This window comes from Streptomyces torulosus, assembly GCF_001419765.1.
GTDB classification, from domain to species: Bacteria; Actinomycetota; Actinomycetes; order Streptomycetales; family Streptomycetaceae; genus Streptomyces; species Streptomyces torulosus.
Genome location: NZ_LIRK01000426.1, coordinates 1 through 26,265, shown reverse-complemented (window position 1 = coordinate 26,265; position 26,265 = coordinate 1). Strand labels below are relative to the sequence as shown.

Annotated in this window: 25 protein-coding genes and 1 riboswitch; of the genes, 9 read left to right on the top strand and 16 right to left on the bottom strand. The window is 71.8% G+C overall.

Annotated features, from left to right (window positions below; translation table 11 throughout):
• The 4 genes from AOK23_RS27650 to AOK23_RS27635 all read left to right on the top strand — a co-directional run.
• On the top strand, positions 1-859 hold an 859-nt coding region (locus AOK23_RS27650; protein ID WP_063791413.1), incomplete at its 5' end, for an alpha/beta hydrolase.
• Complete coding sequence (locus AOK23_RS27645; RefSeq protein ID WP_055715336.1) at positions 852-1,571, top strand: hypothetical protein; 720 nt, start codon at positions 852-854, stop codon at positions 1,569-1,571. The genes AOK23_RS27650 and AOK23_RS27645, both read left to right, overlap by 8 nt.
• A 184-nt stretch (positions 1,572-1,755) precedes the next feature.
• A complete protein-coding gene (locus tag AOK23_RS27640; RefSeq protein WP_055715335.1) occupies positions 1,756-2,379 on the top strand; it encodes an RNA polymerase sigma factor in 624 nt (207 codons plus the stop codon).
• A complete protein-coding gene (locus AOK23_RS27635) occupies positions 2,372-3,442 on the top strand; it encodes a CU044_5270 family protein (protein WP_055715334.1) in 1,071 nt (356 codons plus the stop codon). Before AOK23_RS27640 ends, AOK23_RS27635 begins: the two co-directional genes overlap by 8 nt.
• Before the next feature lie 35 nt (positions 3,443-3,477).
• Here the strand turns inward: AOK23_RS27635 and AOK23_RS27630 are convergent, their stop codons facing one another.
• The 6 genes from AOK23_RS27630 to AOK23_RS27605 all read right to left on the bottom strand — a co-directional run bounded on the left by AOK23_RS27630 (position 3,478) and on the right by AOK23_RS27605 (position 8,801).
• The gene (locus AOK23_RS27630; RefSeq protein WP_055715333.1) at positions 3,478-4,236 is read right to left on the bottom strand and encodes an endonuclease/exonuclease/phosphatase family protein; all 759 of its coding nucleotides are present in this window, start codon (positions 4,234-4,236) and stop codon (positions 3,478-3,480) included.
• Between the two features lie 146 nt (positions 4,237-4,382).
• On the bottom strand, positions 4,383-5,336 hold the full coding sequence (locus tag AOK23_RS27625; protein ID WP_055523010.1) for an ROK family glucokinase: 954 nt from the start codon (positions 5,334-5,336) through the stop codon (positions 4,383-4,385).
• Positions 5,337-5,431: 95 nt separating this feature from the next.
• The gene (locus AOK23_RS27620; RefSeq protein ID WP_055715332.1) at positions 5,432-5,938 is read right to left on the bottom strand and encodes a DUF5304 domain-containing protein; all 507 of its coding nucleotides are present in this window, start codon (positions 5,936-5,938) and stop codon (positions 5,432-5,434) included.
• Between the two features lie 57 nt (positions 5,939-5,995).
• Positions 5,996-7,165: an ArsA family ATPase gene (locus AOK23_RS27615; protein ID WP_055715331.1), complete on the bottom strand. Its 1,170-nt coding sequence runs from the start codon at positions 7,163-7,165 to the stop codon at positions 5,996-5,998.
• A 314-nt stretch (positions 7,166-7,479) separates the two neighbouring features.
• Positions 7,480-7,920 (bottom strand): SRPBCC family protein, encoded by a 441-nt coding sequence (locus tag AOK23_RS27610; RefSeq protein ID WP_055715330.1) that lies wholly within the window; start codon positions 7,918-7,920, stop codon positions 7,480-7,482.
• Between the two features lie 83 nt (positions 7,921-8,003).
• On the bottom strand, positions 8,004-8,801 hold the full coding sequence (locus tag AOK23_RS27605) for a metallophosphoesterase family protein (RefSeq protein WP_079049733.1): 798 nt from the start codon (positions 8,799-8,801) through the stop codon (positions 8,004-8,006).
• 308 nt (positions 8,802-9,109) lie between these two features.
• On the opposite strand from AOK23_RS27605, the gene AOK23_RS27600 reads away from it, so the two are divergent.
• On the top strand, positions 9,110-10,906 hold the full coding sequence (locus AOK23_RS27600; RefSeq protein WP_055715328.1) for an AMP-dependent synthetase/ligase: 1,797 nt from the start codon (positions 9,110-9,112) through the stop codon (positions 10,904-10,906).
• A gap of 18 nt (positions 10,907-10,924) precedes the next feature.
• Here the strand turns inward: AOK23_RS27600 and AOK23_RS27595 are convergent, their stop codons facing one another.
• Together AOK23_RS27595 and AOK23_RS27590 are read right to left on the bottom strand one after the other, a co-directional pair.
• Positions 10,925-12,562 (bottom strand): GMC oxidoreductase, encoded by a 1,638-nt coding sequence (locus AOK23_RS27595; RefSeq protein ID WP_469853479.1) that lies wholly within the window; start codon positions 12,560-12,562, stop codon positions 10,925-10,927.
• Positions 12,563-12,622: 60 nt separating this feature from the next.
• On the bottom strand, positions 12,623-13,765 hold the full coding sequence (locus AOK23_RS27590) for a glycosyltransferase family 4 protein (RefSeq protein WP_055715326.1): 1,143 nt from the start codon (positions 13,763-13,765) through the stop codon (positions 12,623-12,625).
• Positions 13,766-14,001: 236 nt separating this feature from the next.
• Between AOK23_RS27590 and AOK23_RS27585 the strand changes: the two genes are divergently transcribed.
• A complete protein-coding gene (locus tag AOK23_RS27585; RefSeq protein ID WP_055715325.1) occupies positions 14,002-15,243 on the top strand; it encodes a glycosyltransferase 87 family protein in 1,242 nt (413 codons plus the stop codon).
• Between the two features lie 23 nt (positions 15,244-15,266).
• Here the strand turns inward: AOK23_RS27585 and AOK23_RS27580 are convergent, their stop codons facing one another.
• Positions 15,267-16,175 (bottom strand): NAD(P)-dependent oxidoreductase, encoded by a 909-nt coding sequence (locus AOK23_RS27580; RefSeq protein ID WP_055715324.1) that lies wholly within the window; start codon positions 16,173-16,175, stop codon positions 15,267-15,269.
• Positions 16,176-16,258: 83 nt separating this feature from the next.
• Between AOK23_RS27580 and AOK23_RS27575 the strand changes: the two genes are divergently transcribed.
• Positions 16,259-16,630: a winged helix-turn-helix transcriptional regulator gene (locus tag AOK23_RS27575; protein WP_055715323.1), complete on the top strand. Its 372-nt coding sequence runs from the start codon at positions 16,259-16,261 to the stop codon at positions 16,628-16,630.
• A 257-nt stretch (positions 16,631-16,887) separates the two neighbouring features.
• Here the strand turns inward: AOK23_RS27575 and AOK23_RS27570 are convergent, their stop codons facing one another.
• The 5 genes from AOK23_RS27570 to AOK23_RS27550 all read right to left on the bottom strand — a co-directional run bounded on the left by AOK23_RS27570 (position 16,888) and on the right by AOK23_RS27550 (position 22,485).
• Complete coding sequence (locus AOK23_RS27570) at positions 16,888-18,108, bottom strand: Cif family virulence factor (protein WP_055715322.1); 1,221 nt, start codon at positions 18,106-18,108, stop codon at positions 16,888-16,890.
• 72 nt (positions 18,109-18,180) lie between these two features.
• Complete coding sequence (locus AOK23_RS27565; protein WP_055715321.1) at positions 18,181-19,218, bottom strand: C40 family peptidase; 1,038 nt, start codon at positions 19,216-19,218, stop codon at positions 18,181-18,183.
• Between the two features lie 315 nt (positions 19,219-19,533).
• Entirely contained in the window at positions 19,534-20,568 is a 1,035-nt protein-coding gene (locus AOK23_RS27560; protein ID WP_055715320.1) for a C40 family peptidase, read from the bottom strand.
• 265 nt (positions 20,569-20,833) lie between these two features.
• Complete coding sequence (locus AOK23_RS27555; protein WP_055715319.1) at positions 20,834-22,177, bottom strand: NYN domain-containing protein; 1,344 nt, start codon at positions 22,175-22,177, stop codon at positions 20,834-20,836.
• A 68-nt stretch (positions 22,178-22,245) separates the two neighbouring features.
• Positions 22,246-22,485, bottom strand: a complete 240-nt coding sequence (locus AOK23_RS27550; protein WP_055541554.1) for a hypothetical protein — start codon at positions 22,483-22,485, stop codon at positions 22,246-22,248.
• Positions 22,486-22,676: 191 nt separating this feature from the next.
• Here AOK23_RS27550 and AOK23_RS27545 point away from each other — a divergent pair, with 191 nt between their 5' ends.
• Complete coding sequence (locus AOK23_RS27545) at positions 22,677-23,453, top strand: rhomboid family intramembrane serine protease (protein ID WP_055715318.1); 777 nt, start codon at positions 22,677-22,679, stop codon at positions 23,451-23,453.
• On the top strand, positions 23,450-23,731 hold the full coding sequence (locus AOK23_RS27540) for an Lrp/AsnC family transcriptional regulator (RefSeq protein WP_055516478.1): 282 nt from the start codon (positions 23,450-23,452) through the stop codon (positions 23,729-23,731). The genes AOK23_RS27545 and AOK23_RS27540 overlap by 4 nt, the downstream gene beginning before the upstream one ends.
• A gap of 125 nt (positions 23,732-23,856) precedes the next feature.
• Here the strand turns inward: AOK23_RS27540 and AOK23_RS27535 are convergent, their stop codons facing one another.
• The gene (locus tag AOK23_RS27535; protein WP_157878173.1) at positions 23,857-24,264 is read right to left on the bottom strand and encodes a hypothetical protein; all 408 of its coding nucleotides are present in this window, start codon (positions 24,262-24,264) and stop codon (positions 23,857-23,859) included.
• 109 nt (positions 24,265-24,373) lie between these two features.
• Positions 24,374-25,744, bottom strand: a complete 1,371-nt coding sequence (locus tag AOK23_RS27530; protein WP_055715316.1) for an aminotransferase class V-fold PLP-dependent enzyme — start codon at positions 25,742-25,744, stop codon at positions 24,374-24,376.
• 163 nt (positions 25,745-25,907) lie between these two features.
• A riboswitch (SAM riboswitch) is annotated at positions 25,908-26,024 on the bottom strand.
• Positions 26,025-26,265: the final 241 nt, after the last annotated feature.

The following is a 26,265-nucleotide window of genomic DNA, read 5'->3' as shown; positions in this document are numbered from 1 at the left end:
GGTCGGGGTGCTCCTCTGTCACGGCTTCACCGGTTCCCCGCAGTCGCTGCGCCCCTGGGCGGAGTACCTCGCCGAGCACGATCTGACCGTCGTCCTGCCCCTGCTGCCGGGGCACGGCACCCGCTGGGAGGACCTGCGGATCACCGGCTGGCAGGACTGGTACGCGGAGGTGGACCGCGAGCTGCGCGCCCTGCGCGAGCGCTGTGCGCGGGTCTTCGTGGCCGGGCTGTCCATGGGTGGCGCGCTGGCCCTGCGGCTGGCGGCGAAGCACGGGGACGCGGTCGACGGCGTCGTGGTCGTCAACCCGGCCAACGAGGTGCACGGCCTGGCGGCCCGCGCCCTTCCCGTGCTCCGGCACCTCGTCCCCAGCACCAGGGGGATCACCGACGACATCGCCAAGGAGGGCGTCACGGAGCTGGGGTACGACAAGGTGCCCCTGCACGCGGCGCACTCCCTGCGGACCTTCCTGCGGCTGGTCGACGGTGAACTGCCCCAGGTGACGCAGCCGTTGCTGCTGTTGCGCAGCACACGGGACCATGTGGTGCCGGCCGCCGACTCCGCGCGTGTGCTCGGCCGGGTGTCGTCCACGGACGTCACAGAGATCCTGCTGGAACACAGCCACCATGTCGCGACGTTGGACCACGACGCGGACCGCGTTTTCGAGGAGAGCCTGGCGTTCGTGACCCGTGTCGTGGGGGACGCCGCGAAGGGGACCGACGGGGAGTCCGCGGAGGGCTCCGGGACGGATTCGATGAAGGAGTCCGGGACGGAATCCGTACAGCAGTCCGGGTCGGGGTCCGCGGAGCGGTTCGGTGCGGGATCCAAGGAGCAGAGGGAAGGGACGGCCACTGGTGGCTGAGCACGACTCCGAGCGTGAGCCGGAGGAGAAGGGCGCGCCCCTCGGTGAGCGCCACGGTGACTCACGCGGATCGGGCTCGGGCGGATCGGGTTCCGGTGGCTCGGGCGGCTCGGCTGCGGCGTCCGGTGACACGCCGGACGAGGAGCAGCAGGTGCCGTTCGACGAGGACGCCGCCTGGCGGGCCATCGTCGCCGGCTTCGGTGAGGAGCCGCCGGACCCGCCGGGCGCCAAGCCGTTCCGTTCGGTGGAGGACCTGGCGCTGCTGGAGGCCGACCCGGAGGAGCCCTCCGACACGCCCGCCGGCGGCGCCGCGGACAGTGCCGGGCCTGCGGCTCCCAAGCCGCTGGGCAGCTCGGTCGCGTTCGCGCCCGGTGTCGGCGCCGGTCCACGGGACTACACGGTGCCCGATCCGGTGGGTGAGGACACCGGCGAGGACGACGACGAGGACGAGGACGAGGACGGCGAGGGCCACTTCGTGCCCCCGGAGCCGCCGCCGCTGCCGGAGGCCGACGCGACCGCCAAGTTCGCCTGGCTGGGCGTGGTCGGCGGCCCGGTGCTGCTGCTGCTCGCGGTGCTGCTCGGCTGGGACATGACCTGGTGGCTGACCACCCTGGGCATCGGCGGTTTCCTCGGCGGTTTCGCCACGCTGGTGATGCGGATGAAGACCGACGACGAGGACGACGACGATCCGGGGCGGGGCGCGGTCGTCTGACCCCCGCCGCCGTACGAGGGCCCGCCCGGGAGCGTTCCGGGCGGGCCCTCGTCGTTGTTTCCGGAGTGGGCGCGCGCCGGCGTCCGCCGGAATGGAACTCGGATCCGGCGAGCGGCGAAGGACGGGTGAAGAACCTGAACAAGCCCAAGCCTTCGAGGCGTTCGGACGAACGAGAGGAGCCCCGATGACCGTCGGACCACCGGGCGTCGGCACCCGCGACGAGGATCGCGAGGAGAGTGATGCCCGTGTGATCGCGCGGTCCCGGGACGAGCCCGAGCTGTTCGCCGTGCTCTACGACCGGCATGCCGACGCCGTGCACCGTTACGCGGCCCGGCGGCTCGGTCCGGAGGCGGCGGAGGATCTGATGGCGGAGACCTTCGTCACCGCCTTCCAGCGACGCCACACGTACGACCCGGAGCGGGCCGACGCCCGCCCCTGGTTGTTCGGCATCGCGACGAACCTCGTGGGCCGGCACCGCCGGGCCGAGGCACGCCGGTTCAAGGCGCTGTCCCGGCTGCCGGAGCCGGTGGAGCACGAGGAGCCGGTCGCGGACCGCGCGGTCGCCAGGGCCGGTGCCACGGGGGTGCGCCGGGACCTGGCGGCCGCGCTGGCCGGGCTCTCCGCCCGGCACCGCGACGTCGTGCTGCTGATCGCGTGGGCCGGCCTCGACTACGAGGAAGCGGCCCACGCCCTCGGCGTGCCCGTCGGCACCATCAGATCCCGGCTGAACAGGGCTCGCAGCAAACTGCGCGAAGCACTGGGCGGATCCGATCCGACAGCTTTCCGAGAGGCGGACGCCCATGCGTGACATCGACGACCAGAGGGACCTGAGGGATTTGAGGGACCTCACCGACTTCGACGCGGGGACTCCCCCGCTGGACGAGGAGACCCGGCGCCGGGGCCGGGCCCGGCTGCTCGCCACGATCACCGCGCCCGACGCGGACCGCGCGATGGGCCGGACGGCCCGGACCGCCGTGGTGAGCCGTCGGCCGCTGCTGCGCGTCGCGCTGACGGGCGTGGTGGCCGCCGCGGTCGCGGCCGGTGTCCTGGTCGCCGTGCAGGACGACGACGGCGACCGGGGCAGGACCACGCATCCGCGGGTGACGAGCCTGCCGCCGATCCGGAACGTGAGCGCTCGGAGCGTGCTCAACGGGGCGGCGGCCTACGAGCGCGAGCACGGGAAGACCGTGAGCCCGCGGGACGACCAGTTCGTCTACACCAAGGAGATCATCAAGGAGACCGACCAGAAGACCGGGCGGACGAAGACCCACGTCGACGAGAACTGGCGGTCCGTGGACGGCTCGAAGCGCTCCTGGATCATGGAGATCGGCAAGGGCTGGTGGTCGCCGCCGCTGGCGGACGACGAGAGCAGCTGGCCCCCGCAGGACTGGGGCAGGCTGCGGAAGCTGCCGACCGACCCGGAGAAGCTGATCCTCGCCATCCAGGACGACTTCTTCGGCGGCAAGGAGAAGAACACCTCCCTGGAGAAGATCACCGACCAGGAGTGGTCGCACATCCACTTCAGCCTCGCCGGGCTGCTCAAGCTGGTCCCGGTGATGCCGGAGGGGCTGCGCCCGGCGGCGTACGAGGCGCTCGGGATGGTGCCGGGCGTGAAGGCGGTGCCGAACCAGAAGGACGCCAAGGGCAGGGTCGGCGTGGCCATCACCTACGACGACCCGACGCTCCCGGAGGGGTCGTCGGGCTTCGGCGGCTACTTCATCTTCGACCCGGTGACGTACCGGTTCCTGGGCTGCCGGGACGAGCGCACGTCGGGTGACGGTGAGCACATGAAGCGCTACACCCAGCTGTCGTACCTGGACAGCTGGGCGATCGTCGACAGGGTCAAGCAGCGGCCGGTGGCCGCCGGCTAGGTCGTGCGTACGAAGAGCCCTGGTTCGTCGGGGATCTAGGACGACGCTGCGGGCACTCTGAGGGCGGCCAGGACCGGAAGGTGGTCCGTGGCCGCCCTCAGGTCGTCCCGGCTGATGCCGGCCTGGCCGAGCGGCACACCGCAGCCGAGGACCTCGATACCGGGGGTGGCCAGGACGGCGTCGATGCGCTGGTGGGGGTCGGCCGGGGTGGAGGTGTACTCGCTGCCCCAGGGCGCGGTGGCCCAGCAGTCCTGGAGCGCGCCGGCCAGCCGCCGGAACGTGCGGCCGTCGGGGCGTTCGTTGAGGTCGCCGCCCGCGACCGCGTGCTCCACGCCCAGGGCGGCGAGGCGGTCGAGGAGCATGCCGCCCTGCTCGTACCGTTCGTCCTTCTGCAGGGAGAGGTGGCAGGACAGGACGCCGAGGCGGGCGCGGCCGAAGCGGACCACGGCCGTGGCGAAGCCGCGCCGGTGCAGGCCGGGGGTGAGCGGCAGCAGGACGTCCTCGGTGTGCTCGACGGTGGCGCGCAGGCCGCACAGCAGGGCGGGGCCGGAGGCGGTGGCGCCGCCGGAGAGGGTGACGAGGTCGGAGGCCGCGGCCAGCCGCGCGAGTTTCTTGCGCCAGCGGAAGAAGCGGGGCGCCTCCTGGATGAGGACCAGGTCGGGGGCGCAGCCCTTGATCACCCGGGCGAGGGCGTCGGTGTCGTCCCGCATGGAGCGGATGTTGTAGCTGAGGACACGGATGGTCGCCGAACCGTCGGGGTTCGTGCGGGAGTTGGGCAGCGGGTTCGTCGCCATGGGGATCAAGATACGCCCCGAGTCCGGGGGTATTTGTCCGTTTGCGACCGGGGGCGGTTCGTGGCTCGGCGCGCCCGTGCGGCGGAGCCGCCCATGGCTGCGGCCCCGCGCCCCTTCCGGGACACGGGGCCGCAGCCGACCGGGTGTCACATGATCGGGTCGGGCTCTCTCGCCAGGTCGGCCGCGCCCACCAGGCCGGCCTCGTTGCCCAGCCGGGCGGCGATGACCTGGGCGACCGGGCGCCAGTTGCCGCCGACGAGCCACCGCTTGTACGACTTGCGGATGGGGTCGAGGACCAGCTCGCCCTCGTCGGACAGACCGCCGCCCACGATGAACGCCGACGGGTCGAAGAGGGAGGCGAGGTCTGCGAGACCTGCGCCGGCCCAGCGGGCCAGCTCGCGGTAGGAGTCGACGGCGACGGGGTCGCCCTGGCGGGCGGCCATGGAGATGTGCTTGCCCTCGATGCCGTCGGGCGTGCCGTCGCCGAGGCCGAGGAGGATCTCGGCGTTCTCGGGGGTCGCGTTGGCGCGCTGCTTGGCGTACCGCACCAGCGCGCGCCCCGACGCGTACTGCTCCCAGCAGCCCTGGCTGCCGCAGCCGCACAGCAGACCGTCGGGCACCATCCGGATGTGGCCGAACTCGGCGGCCACGCCGAAGTGCCCGCGGCGCAGCTTGTTGCCGATGATGATGCCGCCGCCGAGGCCCGTGCCGAGGGTGATGCAGATGACGTTCCGGTGGCCCTTGCCCGCGCCGAACTTGTATTCGCCCCACGCGGCCGCGTTGGCGTCGTTCTCGACGACGACGGGCAGGCTCACGCGGGCCTCGACCTTCTCCTTCAACGGCTCGTTGCGCCAGTCGATGTTCGGGGCGAAGTAGACCGTGGAGCGCTGGCGGTCGACGTAACCGGCAGCGCCGATGCCGACGCCGACGATCTCGTGGCCGGCTCGCGCGCCCTCGACGGCGGCGGCGATGGCGTCCACGATCGCCTCGGGCGTACCCGGGGTCGGCACCTTGTGGGTCGAGAGGATGTTGCCTTCCTCGTCGACCACACCGGCCGCGATCTTGGTACCGCCGATGTCGACGCCGATGGTGAGTCCCATGAATCCCTCAGTTTCGGTCGAGCCCCGCTACGGCCAACCGTACCCGAGGGCCCAGCACCGGGGCTCCCGTCGTCCGCCCGGCGGACGCCCCTGAGTCAGTCCAGGTCGATGCGTTCGCCGGGGCCCTGGCCGTCGTCCTCGTCGCGGCGTTCCCGGTGGGCGGGGTCGCGGGTGGTCCAGCGGCGTTCCTGGGCCTCGACGGCGGAGCGGTACGCGGCGAGGAGTTCGTTGCCCGCGGCGGCGAGATGGTCGAAGACGTCCGGGTTGCGTTCGATGACGGGTTCGACGGCGGCCTTGGCCTGCTGGACGACCTGGCTGACCATCTGCTGGGCCGCTCCGCCCGCCACCGCGCCGAGCAGCGGCGACTGGAGGCCGGACAGCTTGTCGGCGACGGTGTCGACCAGCTTGCGCAGTTCCTCGGCGGCCGAGCCCGGCGGCGGCCCGTGCTGCGCCCGGCGGCGGGCCTTCTCCGCGGCGAGATCCTCCTCGCACGCGGTGGCCCAGGCGTCGGCGTCCGTGGCCCGTACCTCGTACTCGTCCGCGGCGGCCTGGCCGACCGCGTCCTGACGAGCGGCATCGGACGTGGGGCGCTCTTCGCTCATGGCGGACTCCTGCCTACGTTTCGTACCTTCGACGTTACCCGAACGGGGGTATGCGGTTCACCGGGTGCGCGGCCAGAACCGGGGGTCCGGCGCGAAGCGGATCCTCAGCTCGCCGTCCCGCAGGGCCGCCCCGTCGACCGTGCAGCGGCGCAGGGCCGAGGGCAGCGGCACGATGCGCCGGAACTGGCCGGCGGTGACGACCAGCTCGTCGCCGCGCCGCACGAGGTCCAGCTCGTCGCGTATGGCGCCGGGCAGCGGGAGGTGCCAGACGAGCACGCCGTCGTCGGCGAGCCGGTCGGCGACGGGCCACTCGACCCGGGCGGGCCTGTCACCCGCAGGGGGTACGTCGAGAGCGGTGAGGTCGTCGGTGCCGCGCGGGTCACGGCCGAGGTGGGCGACCTCACGGACGGGGTGGGTGGCGCGCCACTCCGACAGCGTCTTGTCCTGCTGGGCGACGAGACCCGCGAGCCAGGTGTCGGAGGTGTCCTCGGGCAGGACCCGGTTGGCGACCAGCGCGTCCACGGGGAGGCCGCGCAGGGCGAGGCCGACGCCCGCGACCCGGACGTGGTCGGCGCCGGCGGGGCCCGGCTCGGCGACCAGCCGTACGGTCGTGCCCGGGTCGTCTACGACCGCGGCGACGGCGGCCAGCTCGACGTCCCAGCGGGCGGCCGTCTCGTACAGCCACTCCGCGGGCATCGGCACGCCGGCCAGCCGGCCCAGCATGGGGCGCAGGGCGCGGGCCGCCTGGCGTTCGGCGGGCAGCAACCGCCGCAGGTAGCGGCGGAGTTCCTCCGGGAGGCCGAGCAGGGCGAGCGCCTGCGGGAGGGGCGGCAGATCGACGACGAGCAGGTCGTACGCCTCGGACAGCGCGGCGTCGCGGAGCGCGCGCAGGAGGGCCAGTTCCTCGGCGCCGGGCAGCGGGGTGAGTTCCTCGGCGTCCAGCCGGCCGGCGCCCAGCAGATCCAGGACGGAGGCGGCGCGCTCCTGGAACGCGACGAGGTCCACGCGGAAGCCGGCGGCGGCGTCGGGCCGCCACGCGGTGAGGCAGGAGCCGACCGGTACGGGCTCGGCGCCGGTCGGGGTGCCCAGCACCGCCCCGAGACTGTCGGTCCGGTCGGCGCTCAGCACGAGCGTGCGGCAGCCCTCCCGAGCCGCCGCCACCGCCGTGGCCGCGGCAACCGTCGTACGGCCACTGCCGCCTTGCCCGGTGATCAGGATGGTGCGCATGGGGCTGAACGGTAACCCACCGGACGGGGGCAGGGATTCCGCTCACCGCGCGAACGGGGTGCCGCCGCGCCCACCCGTGCCGCCCCAGCGGCACGACTGCCCGCGGCTGGAGACGGCGACCGTGGGAGCGCGCGAAGGAAAACGGCGGAGGACGGCGCCAAGGAACCACCGCCCACTCCGAAGGGGCGCGGGGAACTGCGCGACCGACCACAGCGGACCCGCAGCCGCGAACACACGCGCACCCCCGCCCCCTTGGGCGCTCGAACGGCACCCTTGTCACCAGGGCGAGTCGGGCGGGCGGGTGGGCAGGCGGCTCAGACCCCCGATTCCACCCGCTTCTTCAACCCGGCCAGCGCCCGGTCGATGATCACCTTCTCCGCCTTGCGCTTGATCATCCCGAGCATCGGGATCTTCACGTCCACGGTCAGCTGGTACGTCACCTCGGTCGCCGAGTCACTCACCGGCTTGAGGATGTACGAGCCGTCCAGCGACCGCAGCATCTGCGACTTGACCAGCGTCCAGGACACTTCGTTCGCCCCGGTCCATGTGTACGCCAGCGTCTGGTCGTCCTTGATCGCCCCGGCGTCCATGACGAGTCGCACCTGCTCGGCGCGTCCCTCGTCGTCGGTCTTCAGGACCTCCGCCTCCTTCACCTCACCCGTCCAGTCGGGGTAGCGGGCGAAGTCGGCGATCACTCCCATGACGTCGGCCGCCGCAGCCTCGATCGTGATGCTCGAACTGGTGAATTCCGCCATCGCCGTGGCTCCTCCAGAGACGGTCCGGTGAGGGAGGTGGGTGCGCACGTATGTGCAGCGTGAAGGCTACCGCGCGTACGGACTCACCACTCCAACGCCCACGGCTTACCGCTCCCGGCGAAGTGCCCCACGTTCACACACTCGGTGGCCCCGATCCTCATCCGCCGCGCCAGCGGCTGGTGGACGTGCCCGAACAGCGAGTACCGCGGCCGGGTCCGACGGATCGCCTCCAGCAGCGCGCGACTCCCCCGCTCGAACCGGCGCGCGACCGTGTCGTACACCAGCTCGGGCACCTCCGGCGGGATGTGCGTGCACAGCACGTCCACCTCCCCCACGGCCTCGATCTTCGCCGCGTACTCCTCGTCGCTGATCTCGTACGGCGTGCGCATGGGGGTGCGCAGTCCGCCGCCCACGAACCCGAAGACCCAGCCCCCGATCTCGACGCGCTCCCCGTCCAGCACGGTCGTCCCCTGCCCCGCGTACTCGGACCACAGCGCCGGCATGTCGACATTGCCGTAGGTGGCGTACGTCGGCTCCGGGAACGCCGCGAACAGCTCGGCGTACTGCTTGCGCACGGCCTTCTCGATCACGGCGGAACGGTCCTGCCCGATGCCGGCCCAGAGCCGGGCGCCGAGTTCGCGGGCCTCCTCGAAGCGCCGGGCGGTGCGGAGTTCGACGAGCCGGGTGGCGTTCTCGGCGCCGAACAGATCGGGGAAGATCCCGCGCGAGTGGTCCGCGTAGTCGAGGAAGAGGACCAGGTCACCGAGGCACACCAGGGCGTCGGCACCCTCGCCGGCTCTGGCCAGGTCGCGCGCGTTGCCGTGCACGTCACTGACCACATGAATACGTGTCCTGCGGTTACCGCCTGGTGTGGGTGCCATGACGATCAAGCGTAGGCGGGTGCGGCATAGGTGAACAGAGTCGACCGAACCTGTGGTTACTGGCCAGTCAGTAAGTGTGGGGATTATTGTTCCCGGAGAACCCCATACGTGTGACGCGGAAAACATCTCCCGCCACCCCCCTCGCGGAGAAGCCATACCGACGGGTAACGTCCGGGCAGTCCAGTCGTGCTCAGGTTTTCAACCAGTGAGGAACCAAGGGGGACCTGAGCGCTAGCCCCAGCCTTGGACCGCACCGTCGCATCACACGCGTACGTCGTGGCGCCGGCGCCCTATGAGGAGCAGCAGTCTTGCGCGAGTTCAGCCTTCCGGCTTTGTACGAGGTCCCTGCGGACGGCAATCTGACCGACATCGTCCGCAGAAACGCCGCGCAGCATCCCGATGTCGCCGTCATCGCCCGCAAGGTGGACGGTGCCTGGCAGGACGTCGACGCGGTCCAGTTCCTCGCCGAGGTGCGGGCGGCCGCGAAGGGGCTCATCGCCGCCGGTGTCCAGCCGGGCGACCGGGTCGGGCTGATGTCCCGTACCCGGTACGAGTGGACCCTGCTGGACTTCGCGATCTGGTCGGCGGGCGCGGTTACCGTGCCGGTGTACGAGACCAGTTCGCCGGAGCAGGTGGAGTGGATCCTCGCCGACTCGGGTGCCACGGCCATGATCGTGGAGCTGGACACGCACACGGCCGCCGTCGAGTCGGTGCGCGACCGGCTGCCCGCGCTCAAGCACGTGTGGCAGATCGAGGGCGGCGGTGTGGAGGAGCTGGGGCGCCTCGGCCAGGACGTCACCGACCAGGCCGTCGAGGAGCGCAGCTCGCTGGCGAAGGCCGACGACCCGGCGACCATCGTCTACACGTCCGGCACGACGGGCCGCCCGAAGGGGTGCGTCCTCACCCACCGCAGCTTCTTCGCCGAGTGCGGCAATGTGGTGGAGCGGCTGCGGCCGCTGTTCCGCACGGGCGAGTGCAGCGTGCTGCTCTTCCTCCCGCTGGCGCACGTGTTCGGCCGACTGGTGCAGGTCGCGCCGATGATGGCGCCGATCAAGCTGGGCACCGTGCCGGACATCAAGAACCTCACCGACGAGCTGGCCTCCTTCCGGCCGACGCTGATCCTCGGTGTGCCGCGGGTGTTCGAGAAGGTCTACAACTCCGCCCGGGCCAAGGCGCAGGCCGACGGCAAGGGCAAGATCTTCGACAAGGCGGCGGACACGGCGATCGCGTACAGCAAGGCGCTGGACACCCCGTCGGGGCCGGCCCTCGGGCTGAAGATCAAGCACAAGGTGTTCGACAAGCTCGTCTACAGCAAGCTGCGGGCGGTGCTCGGCGGCAAGGGCGAGTACGCGATCTCCGGCGGCGCCCCGCTGGGCGAGCGTCTGGGGCACTTCTTCCGCGGCATCGGCTTCACGGTGCTGGAGGGCTACGGTCTGACGGAGTCCTGTGCGGCGACGGCGTTCAACCCGTGGGACCGGCAGAAGATCGGTACGGTCGGGCAGCCGCTGCCGGGCTCCGTGGTGCGCATCGCGGACGACGGAGAGGTGCTCCTGCACGGCGACCACCTGTTCAAGGAGTACTGGAACAACCCGGGCGCCACCGCGGAGGCGCTGGCCGACGGCTGGTTCCACACCGGTGACATCGGCACCCTCGACGAGGACGGCTACCTGAGGATCACCGGCCGCAAGAAGGAGATCATCGTCACCGCGGGCGGCAAGAACGTCGCTCCGGCCGTGATCGAGGACCGGATCCGGGCGCACGCCCTGGTCGCTGAGTGCATGGTCGTCGGCGACGGGCGTCCCTTCGTGGGCGCGCTGGTCACCATCGACGAGGAGTTCCTGGGCCGTTGGGCCGCCGAGCACGGCAAGCCGGCGGGGTCCACCGCGGCGTCACTGAGCGCGGACGCCGATCTGAACGCGGCCGTCCAGGCCGCGATCGACGACGGCAACGCCGCGGTGTCGAAGGCGGAATCGGTGCGGAAGTTCCGCATTCTCTCCTCCCAGTTCACGGAGGACTCGGGCCACCTGACGCCGTCCCTGAAGCTCAAGCGGAACGTGGTGGCGAAGGACTTCGCGGACGAGATCGAGGCGATCTACGCGAAGTAGCACGCCCCTGATGTACGGCTATGGCGCGGTGTCCTCGGCGAGGACCCGCGCCATCGTGCGTTCGGCGAGCGCGGTGATGGTGACGAACGGGTTGACGCCGATCGAGCCGGGCACCAGCGAGCCGTCGGTGACGTAGAGCTTCGAGTAGCCCTTCACCCTCCCGTAGTCGTCGGTCGCCTTGCCCAGCACGCAGCCGCCCAGCGGGTGGTAGGTGAAGTCGTCGGCGAACACCTTGTTGGACGAGCCGAACAGGTCGTACCGGTAGATCGTGCGATTGGCCGAGTTGATCCGGTCGAAGAGTTTCTTGGCCATGGAGACGGAGACCGCGCTCTGGGCGGCGCTCCAGCCGAGCTTCGCCGAGTCGCTCGCGGCGTCGTAGGTGAACGAGGCGCGCTCGGGGTTCTTGGTGAGGGCGAGATAGAGGCTGACCCAGTGCTCCAGCCCGGTGGGCAGCGGGGCTATCTCCGCGAAGACGGGATTGGCGGTGTTGGCCCAGTCGTCGATGCCGAGCACCGGCATGGTCGACTGGTTCGCCCCGACCGTGTCCCACAGGTGGTTGGCCCGGCCGAGCATCACATTGCCGTTGGTGCCCCAGCCGGCGCCGACGCTCGCGTTCAGCGCGGGCAGGGTGCCCTTGGCCCGTGCCCGGACGAGGAGTTCGGAGGTGCCGACGCTCCCCGCGCCGAGGAAGAGGTACGTGCAGCCGTACTCCTTGGTCTCGACGACCGTGTCGGTGTCGTCGACGCGGTCGACGGTGACGACGTACGTCCCGTCGTTCTCCCTGCGGATGTCCCGGGCCCGCTCCATGGTGTGGATGGTGACGTTGCCGGTGCCGAGGGCGGCGGCGAGGTACGTCTTGTCGAGGCTTTTCTTGCCGTGGTTGTTGCCGTAGATGACCTCCCCCGCGAGGGCCGACTTCGTCGCCGTGCCGGCCGCCTCGCGCTGCATGTAGCCGAAGTCGTAGACGCTCGGCACGAAGGTGGTCCGCAGGCCGGCCTTCTGGGCGTGGGCGCGCGAGACACGGCTGAAGCGGTACCACTCGGTGGACTCGAACCACGCCGGGTCGACGGTGTTGACGCCGAGCATGGCGCGGGCGCGCGGGAAGTACGTGCCGTACATCTCGGCGGTGTCGACGGTGGGGAACTGCTCGGCGAAGTACGACTGGAGGGGGGTGACGGCCATGCTGCCGTTGACGAGGGAGCCGCCGCCGACGCCGCGGCCCAGGAAGACCGACATGTTGGCGTAGCGGACCCGGTCCAGGACGCCGGGGTAGGGGCTGATGTCCCTGTTGACGACGTCCAGCCACAGGAAGGTGGCGAGCGGGGCCTCCGTGCGGGTCTTGAACCACATGGATCTGCTGTCCGGTTCCCTGGTCGAACAGAAGACCTTGCCGTCCGGGCCGGCCGTGTTCCACAGACGGCCCATCTCCAGGACGACGGTGCGGATACCGGCCTGTCCGAGGCGGAGGGCGGCCACGGCGGCGCCGTAGCCCGAGCCGATCACGAGCGCCGGGGAGGTGTCGACGGCGTCGGGCTCGACGGCGTGCGCCGACCGGAGGTTGACTCTGGTGAGCCCGAGGGCGGCGGCCGTCTGGAGGGCGGCCATACCGAGGATGCGACGGCGAGAAAGGTGATGTTGCGTCAGTTTCTCTGTCATGCACACAGGATGGGCGGACGCCCCCATTCCCACCAGAGATACTGGATGCCCCTTTTGCCCCTACAGCAACAACTCCAACTTTTCGGCCAACGTGTCCCACCGCCACCGTTCCTCCACCCACGCCCGCCCCCGCTCCCCCATGCGGCGGCGCAGCTCGGGATCGCCGAGCAGGGTGACGACGCGTTCCGCGGCCTCCTCCGGGTGACCGCCCCGCACCACCCAGCCGGTCTCGCCGTCGAGCACCGCGTCGGGGGCGCCGCCGGAGTCACCGGCGACGACAGGGAGGCCGGTGGCGGACGCCTCCAGGTAGACGATGCCGAGGCCCTCCACGTCCAGCCCGCCCCGCCGGGTGCGGCACGGCATGGCGAAGACGTCGCCCGCGCCGTAGTGGGCGGGCAGTTCCGACCAGGGCACGGACCCGGTGAAGCGGACCGACCCGGCGACGCCGGTCTCCTCGGCGAGACGGCGCAGCTCCTTCTCGTACGGTCCTCCGCCGACGATCAGCAGGACCGCGTCCGGCTCCTTGGCGAGGACGGCCGGCATCGCCCGGATCAGGGTGTCCTGGCCCTTGCGGGGGACGAGCCGGGAGACGCACACGACCACCGGCCGGTCGGTGAGCCCGAGCCGGGCGCGGACCTCGTCGCCGCCGGAGTCCGGGTGGAAGGTCTTCTCGTCCACGCCGGGCGGCAGCTGGACCATGCGCCCGGCCGCCTCGGGGGTGAGGGCCGTGGCGATCCGGGAGCGCGTGTACTCGCCGAGGTAGGTGATCGTGTCCGTGCCCTCGCCGATCCGCCGCAGCAGCTGCCGGGCGGCGGGCAGCTGGGCCCAGCCCGCCTCGTGCCCGTGTGTGGTGGCCACCAGCCGCCGGGCGCCCGCCCGGCGCAGCGCGGGGGCCATCAGGCCGAGGGGGGCCGCCGCCCCGAACCACACGGACGTGCAGCCGTGCTCCCGCAGCAGCCGCACGGCCGTCCGCGTGGCGCCGGGTGTCGGCAGCAGCATGGTCGTGCGGTCGCGCACGACGGTGAAGGGCTGCTCGGCGTCGAAGGCGGCCGTCGCCTCGACGCCCTCGCGGCTCCGCTTCCAGGTCGAGGCGTAGACGACGACCTTCTCCGGGTCCAGACGCAGCGCCATGTTGTGCAGGAACGCCTGGATGCCGCCGGGCCGGGGCGGGAAGTCGTTGGTCACGATCAGGGTCTTGTGCATCGTCGCCGACCCTACCGAACGGGGCCGCGACAGCCGCCGCGAGGCACCTCGCACAGGACCCGCTCAGCGGGCACCCTCGCACAGGACTCGGCAGGCATCTCCCACAGGATCCGCCCCTGCTTCACCGCCGTCTCACAGCCGGACGGGAGATCATGTCCCCGCACCCGCACAATCGTGGGGTAACCCGCGCGGAGACGACACGCCGGGCGCGGCGGCACTTCGGACAGGGGCATCGGATGGCTCAGCTGGACATGACGGGCACACGGCGGCCCCCGTTCGGCCTGCTCGCGGTCTGGGGCGCGACCAGGCTGGTCCTGCTGCTGTTCGTGTTCAGGGTGTGGGTGTTCCCGGGCCCGGACGTCACCACCGACGTGTCGGTCATCTACCAGGGCTGGTACGGCACCCTGCGCACCGGAACGTATCCGCTGGACGACGTGACGTGGCAGTACCCGCCCGCCGCCGCCCTCGCGATCCTCTCCCCCGCGCTGCTGCCCTTCCTGGAGTACGCCTCCGCGTTCTTCGTCCTCGCCTTCCTCGCCGATCTGGCGGTGCTCGCCCTGCTCCTGTACACGGGCGGCCGGCCCGGCCGGTCCCGGCGCGGCGCCTGGGTGTGGGCGGTGGGCCTGCCGCTGATCGGCCCGACGGTGTACGCCCGCTACGACGTGATGGTGACCGCGGTCGCGGTCGCCGCGCTCCTCGCGGGCAGCCGCCGCCCGGCGGTGATGGGGGCGCTGACGGCCTTCGCGGCCCTGCTGAAGGTGTGGCCGGCCCTGCTGCTCCTGGGGGCCCGCGGCCGTACGGCGTGGCTCTGGGCGGCGGCCACGGCGGCCGGTCTGTCGCTGGTCCTCGCCGTCTCGATGCCCGGCGCGTTCGCCTTCCTGACCTTCCAGCGCGACCGGGGCACCGAGGTGGAGTCGCTGGGCGCCCTCGTCTTCCACGTGGCCCGGCACTTCGGCTGGGACGGCCAGGTGCTGCTCAACTACGGCTCCGTGGAGTTCCTCGGCGACCATGTCGACGTCGTGAGCGACGCGGCCCTGGTGCTGACCGGGGTGGCGTTCGCCTGGCTGCTGCTGTGGCGGGTGCGGGCCCGGCGCTTCGCCCCGCACACCCTCGCGGACGCGGCGTTCACGGCGGTGCTGATGTTCACCGCGACCAGCAGGGTGATCAGCCCTCAGTACATGGTGTGGCTGGTCGGCCTCGCGGCCGTGTGCCTCTGCTTCCGGGCAGGTCGCATGCTGTGGCCCGCCGTCCTGGTCCTGATGGCGTCCTTCGTGACCGTGTTGGAGTTCCCGATCTGGTTCGCCCATGTCGTCATGAGCGACTGGCTGGGCATCACGCTCCTCTTCGTCCGCAACGGGCTCCTCGTGCTGGCCGCGCTCGTGGCCGCCCTCGAACTGTGGCGGAGCACGGTTCCGCACCCGCGCCGGGCCGCGGTCCCGGGGCAGGTGGCCCGCACCAGGGAGTCGCTGAACTCCTGAGCGTGCCCGGTGCGACGGCGGCGTCAGCCGCGGCCGCGGATGCTGTCGATGATGCGGGTCCAGTTGTCGCCGCCGTGGCCGTTCTCGATCGCGCGCCGGTAGTGGGCCTGCACGGCCAGGGGCAGCGCGAGGTCGAGGCCGAGTGACGTGCTGGTCTCGACGATGTGGTCGGACGTCGCGCCCATCATGGTGACCGTGCTGAGGTCGCCCGGGTGCTCGCCCGCGTCGAGCGCGGCACCGGGGTGCTCCTCACCGGCCCTCAGCATGGCGCCGATCGAGTCGGTGAAGGACAGCAGCTCCGGCAGCGCGTCCTTGGCGGGTGTCCCCGCCGTCCCCAGCATCGCGGTGGCGTGCATCAGCCCCGACAGGGTGGTGAGGAACACGGCGAGCTGGGCCTGGTACATCAGCTGGGCGAGGCCCGGGTCCGCGCCCAGGTACTGCGGTGTCCCCAGCCGGGAGAGCACCTCCCGGTGCCGCTCGAACACCGGGGCGTCGCCGCTGTAGTAGACCCGCGACGCCGGCGTGCCGACCATCGGCGCGGGGACCATGACGCCCCCGGTGAGGAAGGCGGCCCCGTGACCCGCCGCCCAGGTCACCGCCTCGCGGGTGCGGTCGGGCGTGTCGGAGCTGAGGTTGACCAGCGTCCGGCCCGTGAGGGACGCGGTGGCGCGGTCGAGGATGTCGTACATGGCCCGGTAGTCGGTGAGGCTGAGGAGCACGAGGTCACTCGCCTCGACCGCTTCGCCGGGGGTCGCCGCGAGGGTCGCGCCGTCGGCGACGAGGCCGTCGGCGCGGGAGGCTGTGCGGTTCCAGACGGTGACCGGGTGGCCGGCGGCGAGCAGGGTGCGGGTCATCGCCTGCCCCATCGGGCCGAGCCCGATGACGGTGACGGAACTGTCCTTGCTGGTAGGGGGGTTCTGGTGTGCGTTCACCCCTCCATGCTCGAACAGCGCCACTAGTCTCGGAAGTACCTACTAATTACTGCGGTACTTACCTTTCCGTAAGGGGGATCGTGATGGCGAGGGCGCCGAGACGGGGGCCGTACATCTGCGGCATCGACGCCGCGTTCGACGTGTTGAGCGGCAAGTGGAAGGGGTTCATCCTCTGGGAACTGGAGACCCACCGCGTACGCCGCTTCGCCGAGCTCCGCCGCGGGATGCCGGGCGTGAGCGAGAAGATGCTGACGCAGCACCTGCGCGAGCTGGAGGAGGACGGCCTCGTGCACCGGGAGGTCTACGCCGAGGTGCCGCCGCGGGTGGAGTACTCCCTGACCGAGGACGGGCGGACGCTCAACCGGGCGCTGGAGCCGCTCGGCGCCTGGGGCGTCGAGCGGATGCGCCGCGACGGCACCGAAGCGGTCGACGTCGCCGGGACCGCGCACGGTTAGGGCCCTTCTGACGGATCTCCGTGGGAGAAGGAGCGGCGTCCGGTGCGTGCTCTCGCCGTGCCGCGTGGAAGTCCTCGTAGCGGCGCTACGTGGGCTTTCGCGCGGTGCGGCGAGAGTGCGTGCTTGGGGCCGTGACGCCGCGGAGATCCATCAGAAGGGCCCTAGGCGTCCCACCCACCGCTCCCGCCCGACGGGCCGCGCGCGGGGCGAGACCCCGGCGCGCGGCCCGGCGCGCACCGCCCTCAGGAGCCCGGCGCTCAGTCGAGCTGCGCCCGTACGTACTCCCGCCACTGCGCGGTGAAGGCGGCGAGGTCCGTGCCCAGGACGTCCTTCAGGGCGCCCTCCACGGCTCCGGGGCGCTTCCCGTGGGCTCCGACGGCGCGGTAGAACTCGTCGAGCCGTACCTCGCCCCAGCGGTCCGCGATCAGCCGGCAGGCCAGCCAGCCGCCCTCGTAGGCGCGGGCGAGCCGGCCCGAGTCGCCGGTGAACCCGAAGTCGGCGTCCGTCGGCAGCGCGTCGGGGACCCGCCCCGCCGCGACCGCCCTGCGCAGCTCCGGGGCGACCTCCGGCGCGGTGCGGCCGGTCGCCCGGTAGCCGGCCCAGTCCGCGTACCCCTCGGAGAGCCACAGCGGCGTGGCTGCGTTGGTGTGGGCGCGGGTGGCGACATGGGTCGTCTCATGGGTGAGGACGACCTGCTTGCCGAACGCGCCGAGCACCGCGTAGGCGTCGGGGTTGACGATGATCCGGTCCGCGGGCGCCCTGGCCGCGCCTCCGGCCTCCCCGGTGGTGACGGCGGCGATCCCCCGGTAGCCGGACGCGGGCGCCCCGAGGAGCTCCGCCATCTCCTCCAGCGACTTCGGGACGAGGACGACGACCCGCCGCGCCCAGTCCTCACCCCACGCCTCGGTCACGGCGGGCACGGCCCGGTCCGCCAGGCGCGCGTACTCCCGCAGGTTCGCGTCCGACCGGCCCACCCCGAGCACCAGGCTCCGCTCACCCCGGACGGCCCGGATCGGCCCCTGCTCCCACAGCTGTTCGGTGCCCTTGTCCGACGGCTCGTCGGAGGCGACCCGCCAGCGGCCGTCACCGTCCCTCGCCAGGGTCAGCGTCCGTACGGCGGTGACGGGCGCCTTGTCGTAGCCGCGTATCCGGTAGCGCAGGGCCGCCTCGGCCGTCGCCCGGTCGCCGGTGCGCCGGAAGCCGGTGAGGTCGTAGGACCAGGAGGCCAGCGGCAGATCGCGGAGGTTCGCGAACTCGGCCGCCCCGGTGGCCCGTTGACCGCTGGTGGTGACCGTCGGCTCCTCGGTGGCCCGGTACGCCGCCGCGTCCCGTTCCAGGACCGCCGTCGCCCGCCGGTCGAGCATGGCCTCGACGTCGGCGCGCGCGGAGTCCGGTGCCCCGCCGCCGCAGCCGACGAGCAGGGTCAGCGCGAGACAGACTCCCGCGCCGTCCGCGAGCGCACGCCTTCGACCAGCCACGTTCCCGATCGTACGGCGGCCCGGCCGCCCCTGGGACGGGGCGGCCGGGCCTCGATGCGGCGGGGGCCGCGGTCAGGGGCGGGTGACCGAGGCGATGGGCATCATGCCGACGGGGTCGTAGCGGACGGGGGCGCCCGGGTAAGGGGCGTGAATGACCTGGCCGTCGCCCACGTACATACCGACGTGGCTGGCGTCGGAGCGGTAGGTGACCAGGTCTCCCGGCTGGGCCTGGGAGAGCGGGACCTGGGCGCCCGCGTACCGCTGGGCCTGCGAGGTCCGCGGGAGCGCGACGCCTGCCTGGGCGTACGACCACACCATCAGGCCGGAGCAGTCGAAGCCGTGCGGGCCGGTGGAACCCCAGATGTACGGCTTGCCGAGGGCGGAGCGGGCTGCGGAGACGGCGGTGGCGGCACGGGCGTTGGGGGCGACGGCACCGGAGGGGTCGGGGGTCTCCTGCTCCATCTCGGCGCGGCCGGAGCGGGAAGCGCGGTCGTACTCCGCGCGCTCCTCGTCGGGCAGGGAGTTGAGGAGTTCGCGGGCCTTGGCGAGCTTCCGCTCGACGGTCCGCTTGTGCGCGGCGACGGCCTTGCGGCTCTTCTCCAGCTCGGTGAGCTTCCCGGTGGCCTCCTGGCGCTTCTGGGCGAGCTCCCGCACCGCCTGCTGGAGGTCGCGGAGTTCGCCCGCCTGGTGGGTGCTGATCCGGTCGAGCGCGGAGGCCTTGGCGAGGTAGTCGTCCGGGTCGGTGGAGAACAGCAGGACGAGCGACGGGTCGAGGGCGCCCGAGCGGTACTGCGCGCCGGCGAGCGAACCGAGGGACTCCCGCATGGTGTTGACGCTGTCCTGCTTGCGGGCGATGGCCTCCTGGGCGGCGCCGACCTGGTCGCGCAGCTGGTCGGCGCGCTCGTCGGCCTTGTTGTACGCCTCGGTGGCCCGTTCGGCCTGCTCGTACAGTCGGTCCACCTCGGCGCGGGTGGAGTTGTCGTGCGGCGCGGCGGCGGCCTGCTGGACGGGGATGGCGCCGAGCGCGGCGGCCGCGGCGGACAGCACACCCAGGGCGGCGGCTGCGCCCCGGTCGAACCCGGACGGTACAAGACGACTGTGGGACCCCACGGGAAGCCGCACTCCCTTCGACGGCGGACAGGATCCTCCCCCGGCACGGCGTCGAGCCGCCCCTTCGCGGGGGCGTTCTCACGGCGGGTGAGGAAGGCGCGGCCGACAGTAGCCGCGCGACCCGGTCACAGCCAAAGACCTCCGCGGGCACGGAGCGTGACGCCCTGCTCGGGACGCAGGTCACCAGCGGGGCGCGGGGTCAGTGCGAGGTGCGGGAATTCGCCCGTTCGGCTGGCGTTGTGTCCTGATCTTGAAGCGCGAAGAGGCCGGTTGTCACGGTGTGTGACAACCGGCCTCGTTCGAGCCGTGGGGGCGTCAGACGACGCGGACGCCGAACTGGAAGGAACCGATGGTGTCCATCGACTCGTAGCGGACGACCTTGCCCGGATAGGGGGCGTGGATGACCGTGTTGTTGCCGGCGTAGAGGCCGACGTGGCCCAGGTTGTTGAAGAACACCAGGTCGCCCGGCATCAGCTGGTCGCGGCCGATCTTCGTGCCGTCGTTCTGCTGGGTGTACGTGGTCCGGGAGATCGACACACCGGCCTGGGCGTAGGCCCACTGCGTGAGGCCGGAGCAGTCGTAGGAGTTGGGGCCGCTGCCACCGGAGACGTACGGCTTGCCGAGCTGGGTGTCGGCGGCGGCCAGCGCGGCGGCGGCGCGGTCGGAGGCGGGAACGTCCTTGCCGAGTTCGACACGCTCGCCGGCGTCGCGGCTGGCGCGCTGCTCGTCCTCGGCGAGGTCGGCCCGCTCCTGGGCGGTGAGGCTGTTGAGGAGCCTCTGCGCCGCGGCGAGCTTGTTCTGGTATTCCTTCTTCTTCTTGCCCAGGGTCTCGCGGGTCTCGGCGAGGTCCTCGAGCTTCTCGGCCGCCTCCTGGCGCTGCTGGGCGAGCGCCCGCTGCTTCTCCTGGATCTTCTTGAGCTGCTCGACCTGCTGGCCGCTCAACTGGTCCAGGGTGGCGGCCTTGTCCAGGTAGTCGTCGGGGTCGGCGGAGAGGAACAGCTGGATCGAGGAGTCGATGCCGCCCGTGCGGTACTGGGCGCTGGCCGCCTGGCCTATGCCCTCGCGCAGCTCGTTGAGCTCCTCCTGGCCGCGGGCGACGTTGTCCTGGATGGTGGAGATCTCCTTCTGGAGCTTCTCCTGCTTCTCCTTGGCCCCGTTGTACTTGTCGGTGGCCCGGCCCGCGTCCTCGTAGAGCGCGTCGACCTTGGCCTTGACCTCTTCCTTGCTCGGCTTGTCGCTGGGGGCGGCGTTGGCCGCCTGCGAGGTCAGTGCCACGGCAGCGGCGGCGGCGGTGGTGAGCACGCTCACTCGCGCACGGCTCGGCTGCTTGGGTCGACGGTGGGACGCCACGGTAGGTGAACTCCTTCTTGTGAGCGATCGCCCGCCCGAAGGGGGACCGGCGGCAACGATCACCCGTCCAGAGGTTTGAGCCCAGACCCTAGTGACCTAACGGTGATCACTTCAAATCCCACACAGCAAAAATCCCATCCCCCGGCGCACTATTTACACTCAACACACATGCAGTAATGCTCGATTGACGCTACGTTGCGCAACAGTTCCGTCAATTCGGTCATACCGCCCGTACGTTGCGGTTGGTGCGGACGTGAACGAAGGGTCAGGAAAGCCGTTTCAGGAGCACCGCCGACGCCACCGGGCGCGCGCCCGCCTTGGCGACGCCGTCGGCCACCTCTCGGTCGGTGGAGGCGACGATGACCGGCCGCCCCGGCGGTTCGGCACGCACCAGCTGCCGGATCAACTCGTCGGCGGTGACGCCGGGCTTGGAGAACAGCACCCGCACCCCGCGCGGCGGTGCGAGCAGCACGGGCGCGGCCAGCTCCGCCCCGTCGAAGACACAGGTGACCTCGGCGCCGGTCTGCGCGGCGAGCTGCGACAGCTGCCCGAGGAGCCGCAACCGCTGCTTCTCCAGGGGCATCTGCGGATAGCCGGTCTTGGTGACGTTGTAGCCGTCGACCACGAGGTGGGCCTGTGGCAGCGCGAGCAACTGGTCCAGGATCGCCGGGTCGTTCTCCGACAGCGCGCGGGCGGCGATGTCCTTCGGCGTCATCCGCCCCGGCTCGACCGCGTCGACGGTCTCGGCGGGCCGTACGGACACCGGCGGCAGAGCCAGCTCCCGTCTGAGGCCCTGGGCGGCGTCCAGCACGGTGTCCAACAGCAGCCGTACGCGCATGTCCTCGACGCTGCGCCCCTCGCGGGCCGCCCGCCGTGCCGCCTCCAGGGCGGCCTCCGCCTCGCCGAGCCGTGCCTTCAGCCGCCGGGTCTCGCTCTCGGCGGCGGACACCTGGGCGTGGCTCTCGGCGCGCAGGGCCTCCATCTCGGCGTTCAGCTTGCGCAGGGCGGCCTCGCCCCGCTTGACGTCGCTGAGGGCCGCCCGGAGCTTGCGGTGCAGGGAGTCGGCGTCCTTCTTGGCCGATTCCAGCTCCTGGCGCAGCCGTTCGGTCTCGGCCTTCGTGTGGTCGCGGGCCTCCGCGAGCTGCTCGCGCAGCCGCTCCAGTTCGGCGCGGCTCTCCTCGTCGGCCCGCTCGGCGTCCGCCCGCTGGGCCTCCTCGCCGGCCGCGGCGACCAGCTTCACCCAGCCCGTGGGGCGCAGGACGTACGCGGCGGCCGCCACGTCCAGCGGGTCGGCGGCCGGGGGCGGGGCGCCCGTGTCCAGGGCGCCGGCCAGTTCCGGGTGGGCCTCGCGGAACCGCTCCGCGATCCGCTGTCTGAAAAGCGTGTCGCCCTCGACCGCGGCCGCCATGGCGTTGCCCGCGAACTTCACCCGGCGGTTCGGGGCGAACCGGGCGTACTGCCGGAGCTGCGCGGGCAGTTCGGCGACGGTCAGGCCGCCGAACCCGTCCGACACGATCTGCACGACACGCCGGCGCACGCCTTCGGGCAGCGGACGGTCGAGCACCTCAGCGGCGCCGTCGCCCGGCCCCCCGCCTGCGGTCTCCACCATCCGTCACACCCCATTTCCATGCGGGCCCCTCCGCCGCTCCCGACTCGCGCGAGCGGGGACCCACGTCCTCAGGAGCCGGCGCCCGGCCTGTCCACGAGTTCCACCTGGTCCACGGCGTTGCACCAGCGGCAGCGGACCGACTCGATGGTCTCACTGACCACCTCGCGCTCCTCGACCTTCGGCTCCCCGGCGAGGTCCAGGTGAACGTACTCGACGACCTTGGACGAGCGGGTCACGTCGAACCGCGTGAGATTGCCGCAGAGGGTGCAGCGCCAGCGGGTCGTGGCCGTCGGCAGGGGAACCGTCATCGTGGCTGCTCTTCCTTCTTCCAGTCTCCGTGATGCGCGCGCCGGACTCCCGGTGCGTGTGGCTCGTAACCCTACGGCCTGACCGGTACTCGCCGCCCGTCCGCCCATGGAGTGCCTCCGGCGGTGACGACGAACCCCTTCGGCGGCGAGGCGGTCTGTGCGGGTGGGTCCCGTTACGTCATGCTCTGCTCATGATCGGCAAGTGGAGCGCACATGTTTTCGGGCCCCGGTCCGCCCCCGGGGCGGGGCGCCCGCTCGAGCGGACCGTGCGGAACGAGTCGGCGCCGGTGACGTACGGGCTGATCGCCGCCTGCTGTCTGGTCTTCCTGATCGGTCCGGCCGCGGGCCTGAACCCCGTGTACGGCGCCGGGGACGAGCTGCTCGCCGCGCAGCGGGCCTATTTCCGCCGCTGGGGTGTCGTACCGGTCGAACTCTTCGCCGGCACGCCCCGCGCGGTCCTCACGCCCCTCACGGCCCTCTTCGTGCACGGCAGCTGGCTGCACCTCCTGGGCAACATGCTGTTCCTCTTCGTCTTCGGGGCGATGGTCGAGGAACGCATGGGCCATGTGGAGTTCGCCCTCTTCTACGTGGTCTGCGGGTACCTCGCCCTGGTGGCGTACGCGGTCGCGCACGCCGGGTCGCAGCAGTCACTGGTGGGCGCGTCCGGGGCGATCTCCGCCGTCCTCGGCGCGTTCCTCTTCCTGTTCCCCGGAGCCCGCGTGACGAGCCTGTTCCCGTTCCTGTTCTTCCTGCCGCTGCGCTTCCCGGCGTGGGTGACCCTGCCGTTCTGGGTGACCCTGCAGTGGCTGGCCGCGCGCCGGGAGACGTCCGGGCCGGGGGTCGCCTATCTGGCGCACCTCGTCGGGTTCGGACTGGGGTTCGTCTACGCGTGGGGGCGTTATGGACGGAGGACTAGAGTGACAGCGAATGCCCCCGCTCCGGCCCCCGAGGGAGAACACCAGCCGTGATCACCGCGATCGTGCTCATCAAGACCAGCGTGGACCGGATCCCGGAGATCGCGGAGTCGATCGCCGCGATCGAGTCGGTGACCGAGGTGTTCTCGGTGACCGGTACGTACGATCTGGTCGCCATGGTCCGGGTCAAGGCCCATGAGGACCTCGCCGAGGTGATCCCCGGGCGCATCAGCAAGATCCCTGGGGTGCAGGGGACGGACACGCACGTGGCGTTCCGGACGTACTCGCAGCACGACCTGGAGGCCGCGTTCGCCATCGGCCTGGACGGCTGACCAGGGCCGACGACGGGCTGCACAGACGCCGCGCGGCGGGCCCCCTCCGAGGAGGGCCCGCCGCGTCGAGCTGCCGAAGGGCCTCTACGGCCGTCCGGCGATCGCCCGGGAATGGTCTCCCGGGGTCACTTCCAGCACCACTTCTTGATCGACTTGTAGGCGCTGATGTCCGGATCGGTCGACCCGCGCATCCCGGTCTTGCGCACGATCTGACGGTCCCTGCCCCGGCTGTCCTTGCCATACCACGTCTTGGTGGTCCGGTTCCACGTCGAACGCGGCAGCCGCTTGTGGGTGGGATGGTCGGCGTACGGCGGCACCCACGCGCCCCTGCCGCACTTGTAGTCGGACACCGCGTTCACCTTGTAGTACGACATGGTGTGCTTGTAGTTCTTGGCGTCCCACAGGCAGAGCGAGCCGTTCGGCTTGCAGTCGCCCATGGCGGCCTCGGCCGAGTCCGCCTGGATCCCGCCCGCCAGCACCATGCCCACCGTCATGGCGGAGGCGATCACGAGCCCCTTCATCCCACGCTTCATCCGTACTCCCCGTAGTGAGCGGCCGCGAAGACCGACCGCCCACCCACCTTAGGCAGCCCCGCTCAGCCTCGAACAGTTGTCCTTTGGGGCAGGGTGGCAACGGGTGACGTCAGGTGGCGGGGACGCAACGGCCGTCCTCGGTGCGGTAGTTCCACCGGGCACCGTCCCGGACGAGTTCCCTGACCGCGCCCACGAACCGCTCGACGTGCTCGTCGGGCGTGCCGGCGCCGAAGCTCACCCGGATCGCGTTGAGGGACTTCTCGCCCGGCGCGGCCTCGGGCGACCCGCACTCCCCCTGGGTGTGCGGGTCGCTGCCGAGCAGGGTGCGGACCAGCGGGTGGGCGCAGAACAGGCCGTCGCGGACGCCGATGCCGTACTCGGCCGAGAGGGCCGCCGCGAAGTGGGAGCTGTTCCAGCCGTCGACGACGAAGGAGAGGACGCCGACCCGGGGTGCGTCGTCGCCGAACAGGGAGAGCACCCGGACCTCGGGCACCTCGGCGAGTCCGGCGCGGACCGTGTCGATCAGGTGCCGCTCACGGGCGACGAGGGTGTCGAACCCGGCCTCGGTGAGGGCCTTGCAGGCGGAGGCGATGGCGTACGCGCCGATGACGTTGGGCGAGCCGGCCTCGTGGCGCGCGGCGGTCTCGTGCCACTCGACGTCCACGCCCCCGTCCGTCCGCCGGGTCACCTTGCGGGAGGCACCGCCGCCCGCGAGGTACGGGTCCGCCTCCCGCAGCCAGTCGGCGCGCCCGGCGAGGACGCCGGAGCCGAAGGGCGCGTACAGCTTGTGCCCGGAGAAGGCGACCCAGTCGACGTCCAGGTCCTGTACGGAGACGGGGTGGTGGGGTGCGAGCTGCGCGGCGTCGAGCACGATCCGCGCGCCGTGGGCGTGCGCGGCGGCGGCCAGTTCACGCACCGGCCAGATCTCACCGGTGACGTTGGAGGCGCCGGTGACGCAGACCAGTGCCGGGCCGTGGGGGTCCCGGTCGGCGAGGGCGCGCTCCAGCGTGGCGACGGCCGCGGCGGGCGTCCGGGGCGCGTCGAGGTAGGTCACGCGGGCGTCCCGCCAGGGCAGCAGCGAGGCGTGGTGCTCGGTCTCGAACACGAAGACCTGGCAGTCGGCGGGCAGGGCCGCGGCGAGGAGGTTCAGCGAGTCGGTGGTGGACCGGGTGAAGACCAGCTGGTCGTCCTCCCGGCAGTCGAGGAACGCGGCGACGGTGCGGCGGGCGTTCTCGAAGAGATCCGTCGACAGTTGCGACAGATACCCGGCGCCCCGGTGCACGCTGCCGTAGTACGGCGCGTACGCCGCCACGTCGTCCCAGACCCGCTGGAGCGCGGGGGCGCTGGCGGCGTAGTCGAGCGCGGCGTAGGTGACCTCGCCGCCGGTGACGAGCGGGACGGTGACATCCCGACCGAGAACGGACAGCGGGGCACGGACGGACTGGTCGGCGGCAAGGCTGGACACGCTGGAGACAGACATGGGGAACTCCCGTGAGAGGGCATGCCGAAGAAAGGCATGCTGAAGGAAGGAAAAGGGGTGCGCGGAGGCGGGGCTCGGCGGCCCTATCGCATTCGCTTGCTCACGGAAGACTCCCTCGAACGACCAGGACCCCTGGCCCCACACTTCTCACAAGTGCGTGAGGGGTCCGCGCTTGTCGTAGACCTCGCTGCCTACGACCTGGTCTTCACCCGGGGCACCCCGCCACGGACGGAGGGTTGCCGGACAGCCGGCCGGGGCCTTGTGGCTGTCACTCATGACCTGATCAGGAACGTACGCGAGATGATCGCCGCGCCGCAACTCGTGTCCGGATACCGGGATCGGGCGCCTCATAGCTCGGGGGTGCGCGGTTCGTCGGCGGGTGCGGGTTCTTCGTGGTTTCTCGCGCAGTTCCCCGCGCCCCTGAAAAGCGGCCGGGGCTGCGCCCCGTGCTTTTCAGGATGAAGGGCGGGCCGCAGGCCCAACCCTTCAGGGGCGCGGGGAACTGCGCGACCAGCCCCCAC

Bases quoted from the DNA above. Each gene is read 5' to 3' on its own strand.
- AOK23_RS27640 (WP_055715335.1), top strand. From the start codon at position 1,756: ATGACCGTCGGACCACCGGGCGTCGGCACCCGCGACGAGGATCGCGAG.
- AOK23_RS27635 (WP_055715334.1), top strand. From the start codon at position 2,372: ATGCGTGACATCGACGACCAGAGGGACCTGAGGGATTTGAGGGACCTC.
- AOK23_RS27630 (WP_055715333.1), bottom strand. From the start codon at position 4,236: ATGGCGACGAACCCGCTGCCCAACTCCCGCACGAACCCCGACGGTTCG.
- AOK23_RS27625 (WP_055523010.1), bottom strand. From the start codon at position 5,336: ATGGGACTCACCATCGGCGTCGACATCGGCGGTACCAAGATCGCGGCC.
- AOK23_RS27620 (WP_055715332.1), bottom strand. From the start codon at position 5,938: ATGAGCGAAGAGCGCCCCACGTCCGATGCCGCTCGTCAGGACGCGGTC.
- AOK23_RS27615 (WP_055715331.1), bottom strand. From the start codon at position 7,165: ATGCGCACCATCCTGATCACCGGGCAAGGCGGCAGTGGCCGTACGACG.
- AOK23_RS27610 (WP_055715330.1), bottom strand. From the start codon at position 7,920: ATGGCGGAATTCACCAGTTCGAGCATCACGATCGAGGCTGCGGCGGCC.
- AOK23_RS27605 (WP_079049733.1), bottom strand. From the start codon at position 8,801: ATGGCACCCACACCAGGCGGTAACCGCAGGACACGTATTCATGTGGTC.
- AOK23_RS27595 (WP_469853479.1), bottom strand. From the start codon at position 12,562: ATGACAGAGAAACTGACGCAACATCACCTTTCTCGCCGTCGCATCCTC.
- AOK23_RS27590 (WP_055715326.1), bottom strand. From the start codon at position 13,765: ATGCACAAGACCCTGATCGTGACCAACGACTTCCCGCCCCGGCCCGGC.
- AOK23_RS27585 (WP_055715325.1), top strand. From the start codon at position 14,002: ATGGCTCAGCTGGACATGACGGGCACACGGCGGCCCCCGTTCGGCCTG.
- AOK23_RS27575 (WP_055715323.1), top strand. From the start codon at position 16,259: ATGGCGAGGGCGCCGAGACGGGGGCCGTACATCTGCGGCATCGACGCC.
- AOK23_RS27555 (WP_055715319.1), bottom strand. From the start codon at position 22,177: ATGGTGGAGACCGCAGGCGGGGGGCCGGGCGACGGCGCCGCTGAGGTG.
- AOK23_RS27550 (WP_055541554.1), bottom strand. From the start codon at position 22,485: ATGACGGTTCCCCTGCCGACGGCCACGACCCGCTGGCGCTGCACCCTC.
- AOK23_RS27545 (WP_055715318.1), top strand. From the start codon at position 22,677: ATGATCGGCAAGTGGAGCGCACATGTTTTCGGGCCCCGGTCCGCCCCC.
- AOK23_RS27535 (WP_157878173.1), bottom strand. From the start codon at position 24,264: ATGAAGCGTGGGATGAAGGGGCTCGTGATCGCCTCCGCCATGACGGTG.
- AOK23_RS27530 (WP_055715316.1), bottom strand. From the start codon at position 25,744: ATGTCTGTCTCCAGCGTGTCCAGCCTTGCCGCCGACCAGTCCGTCCGT.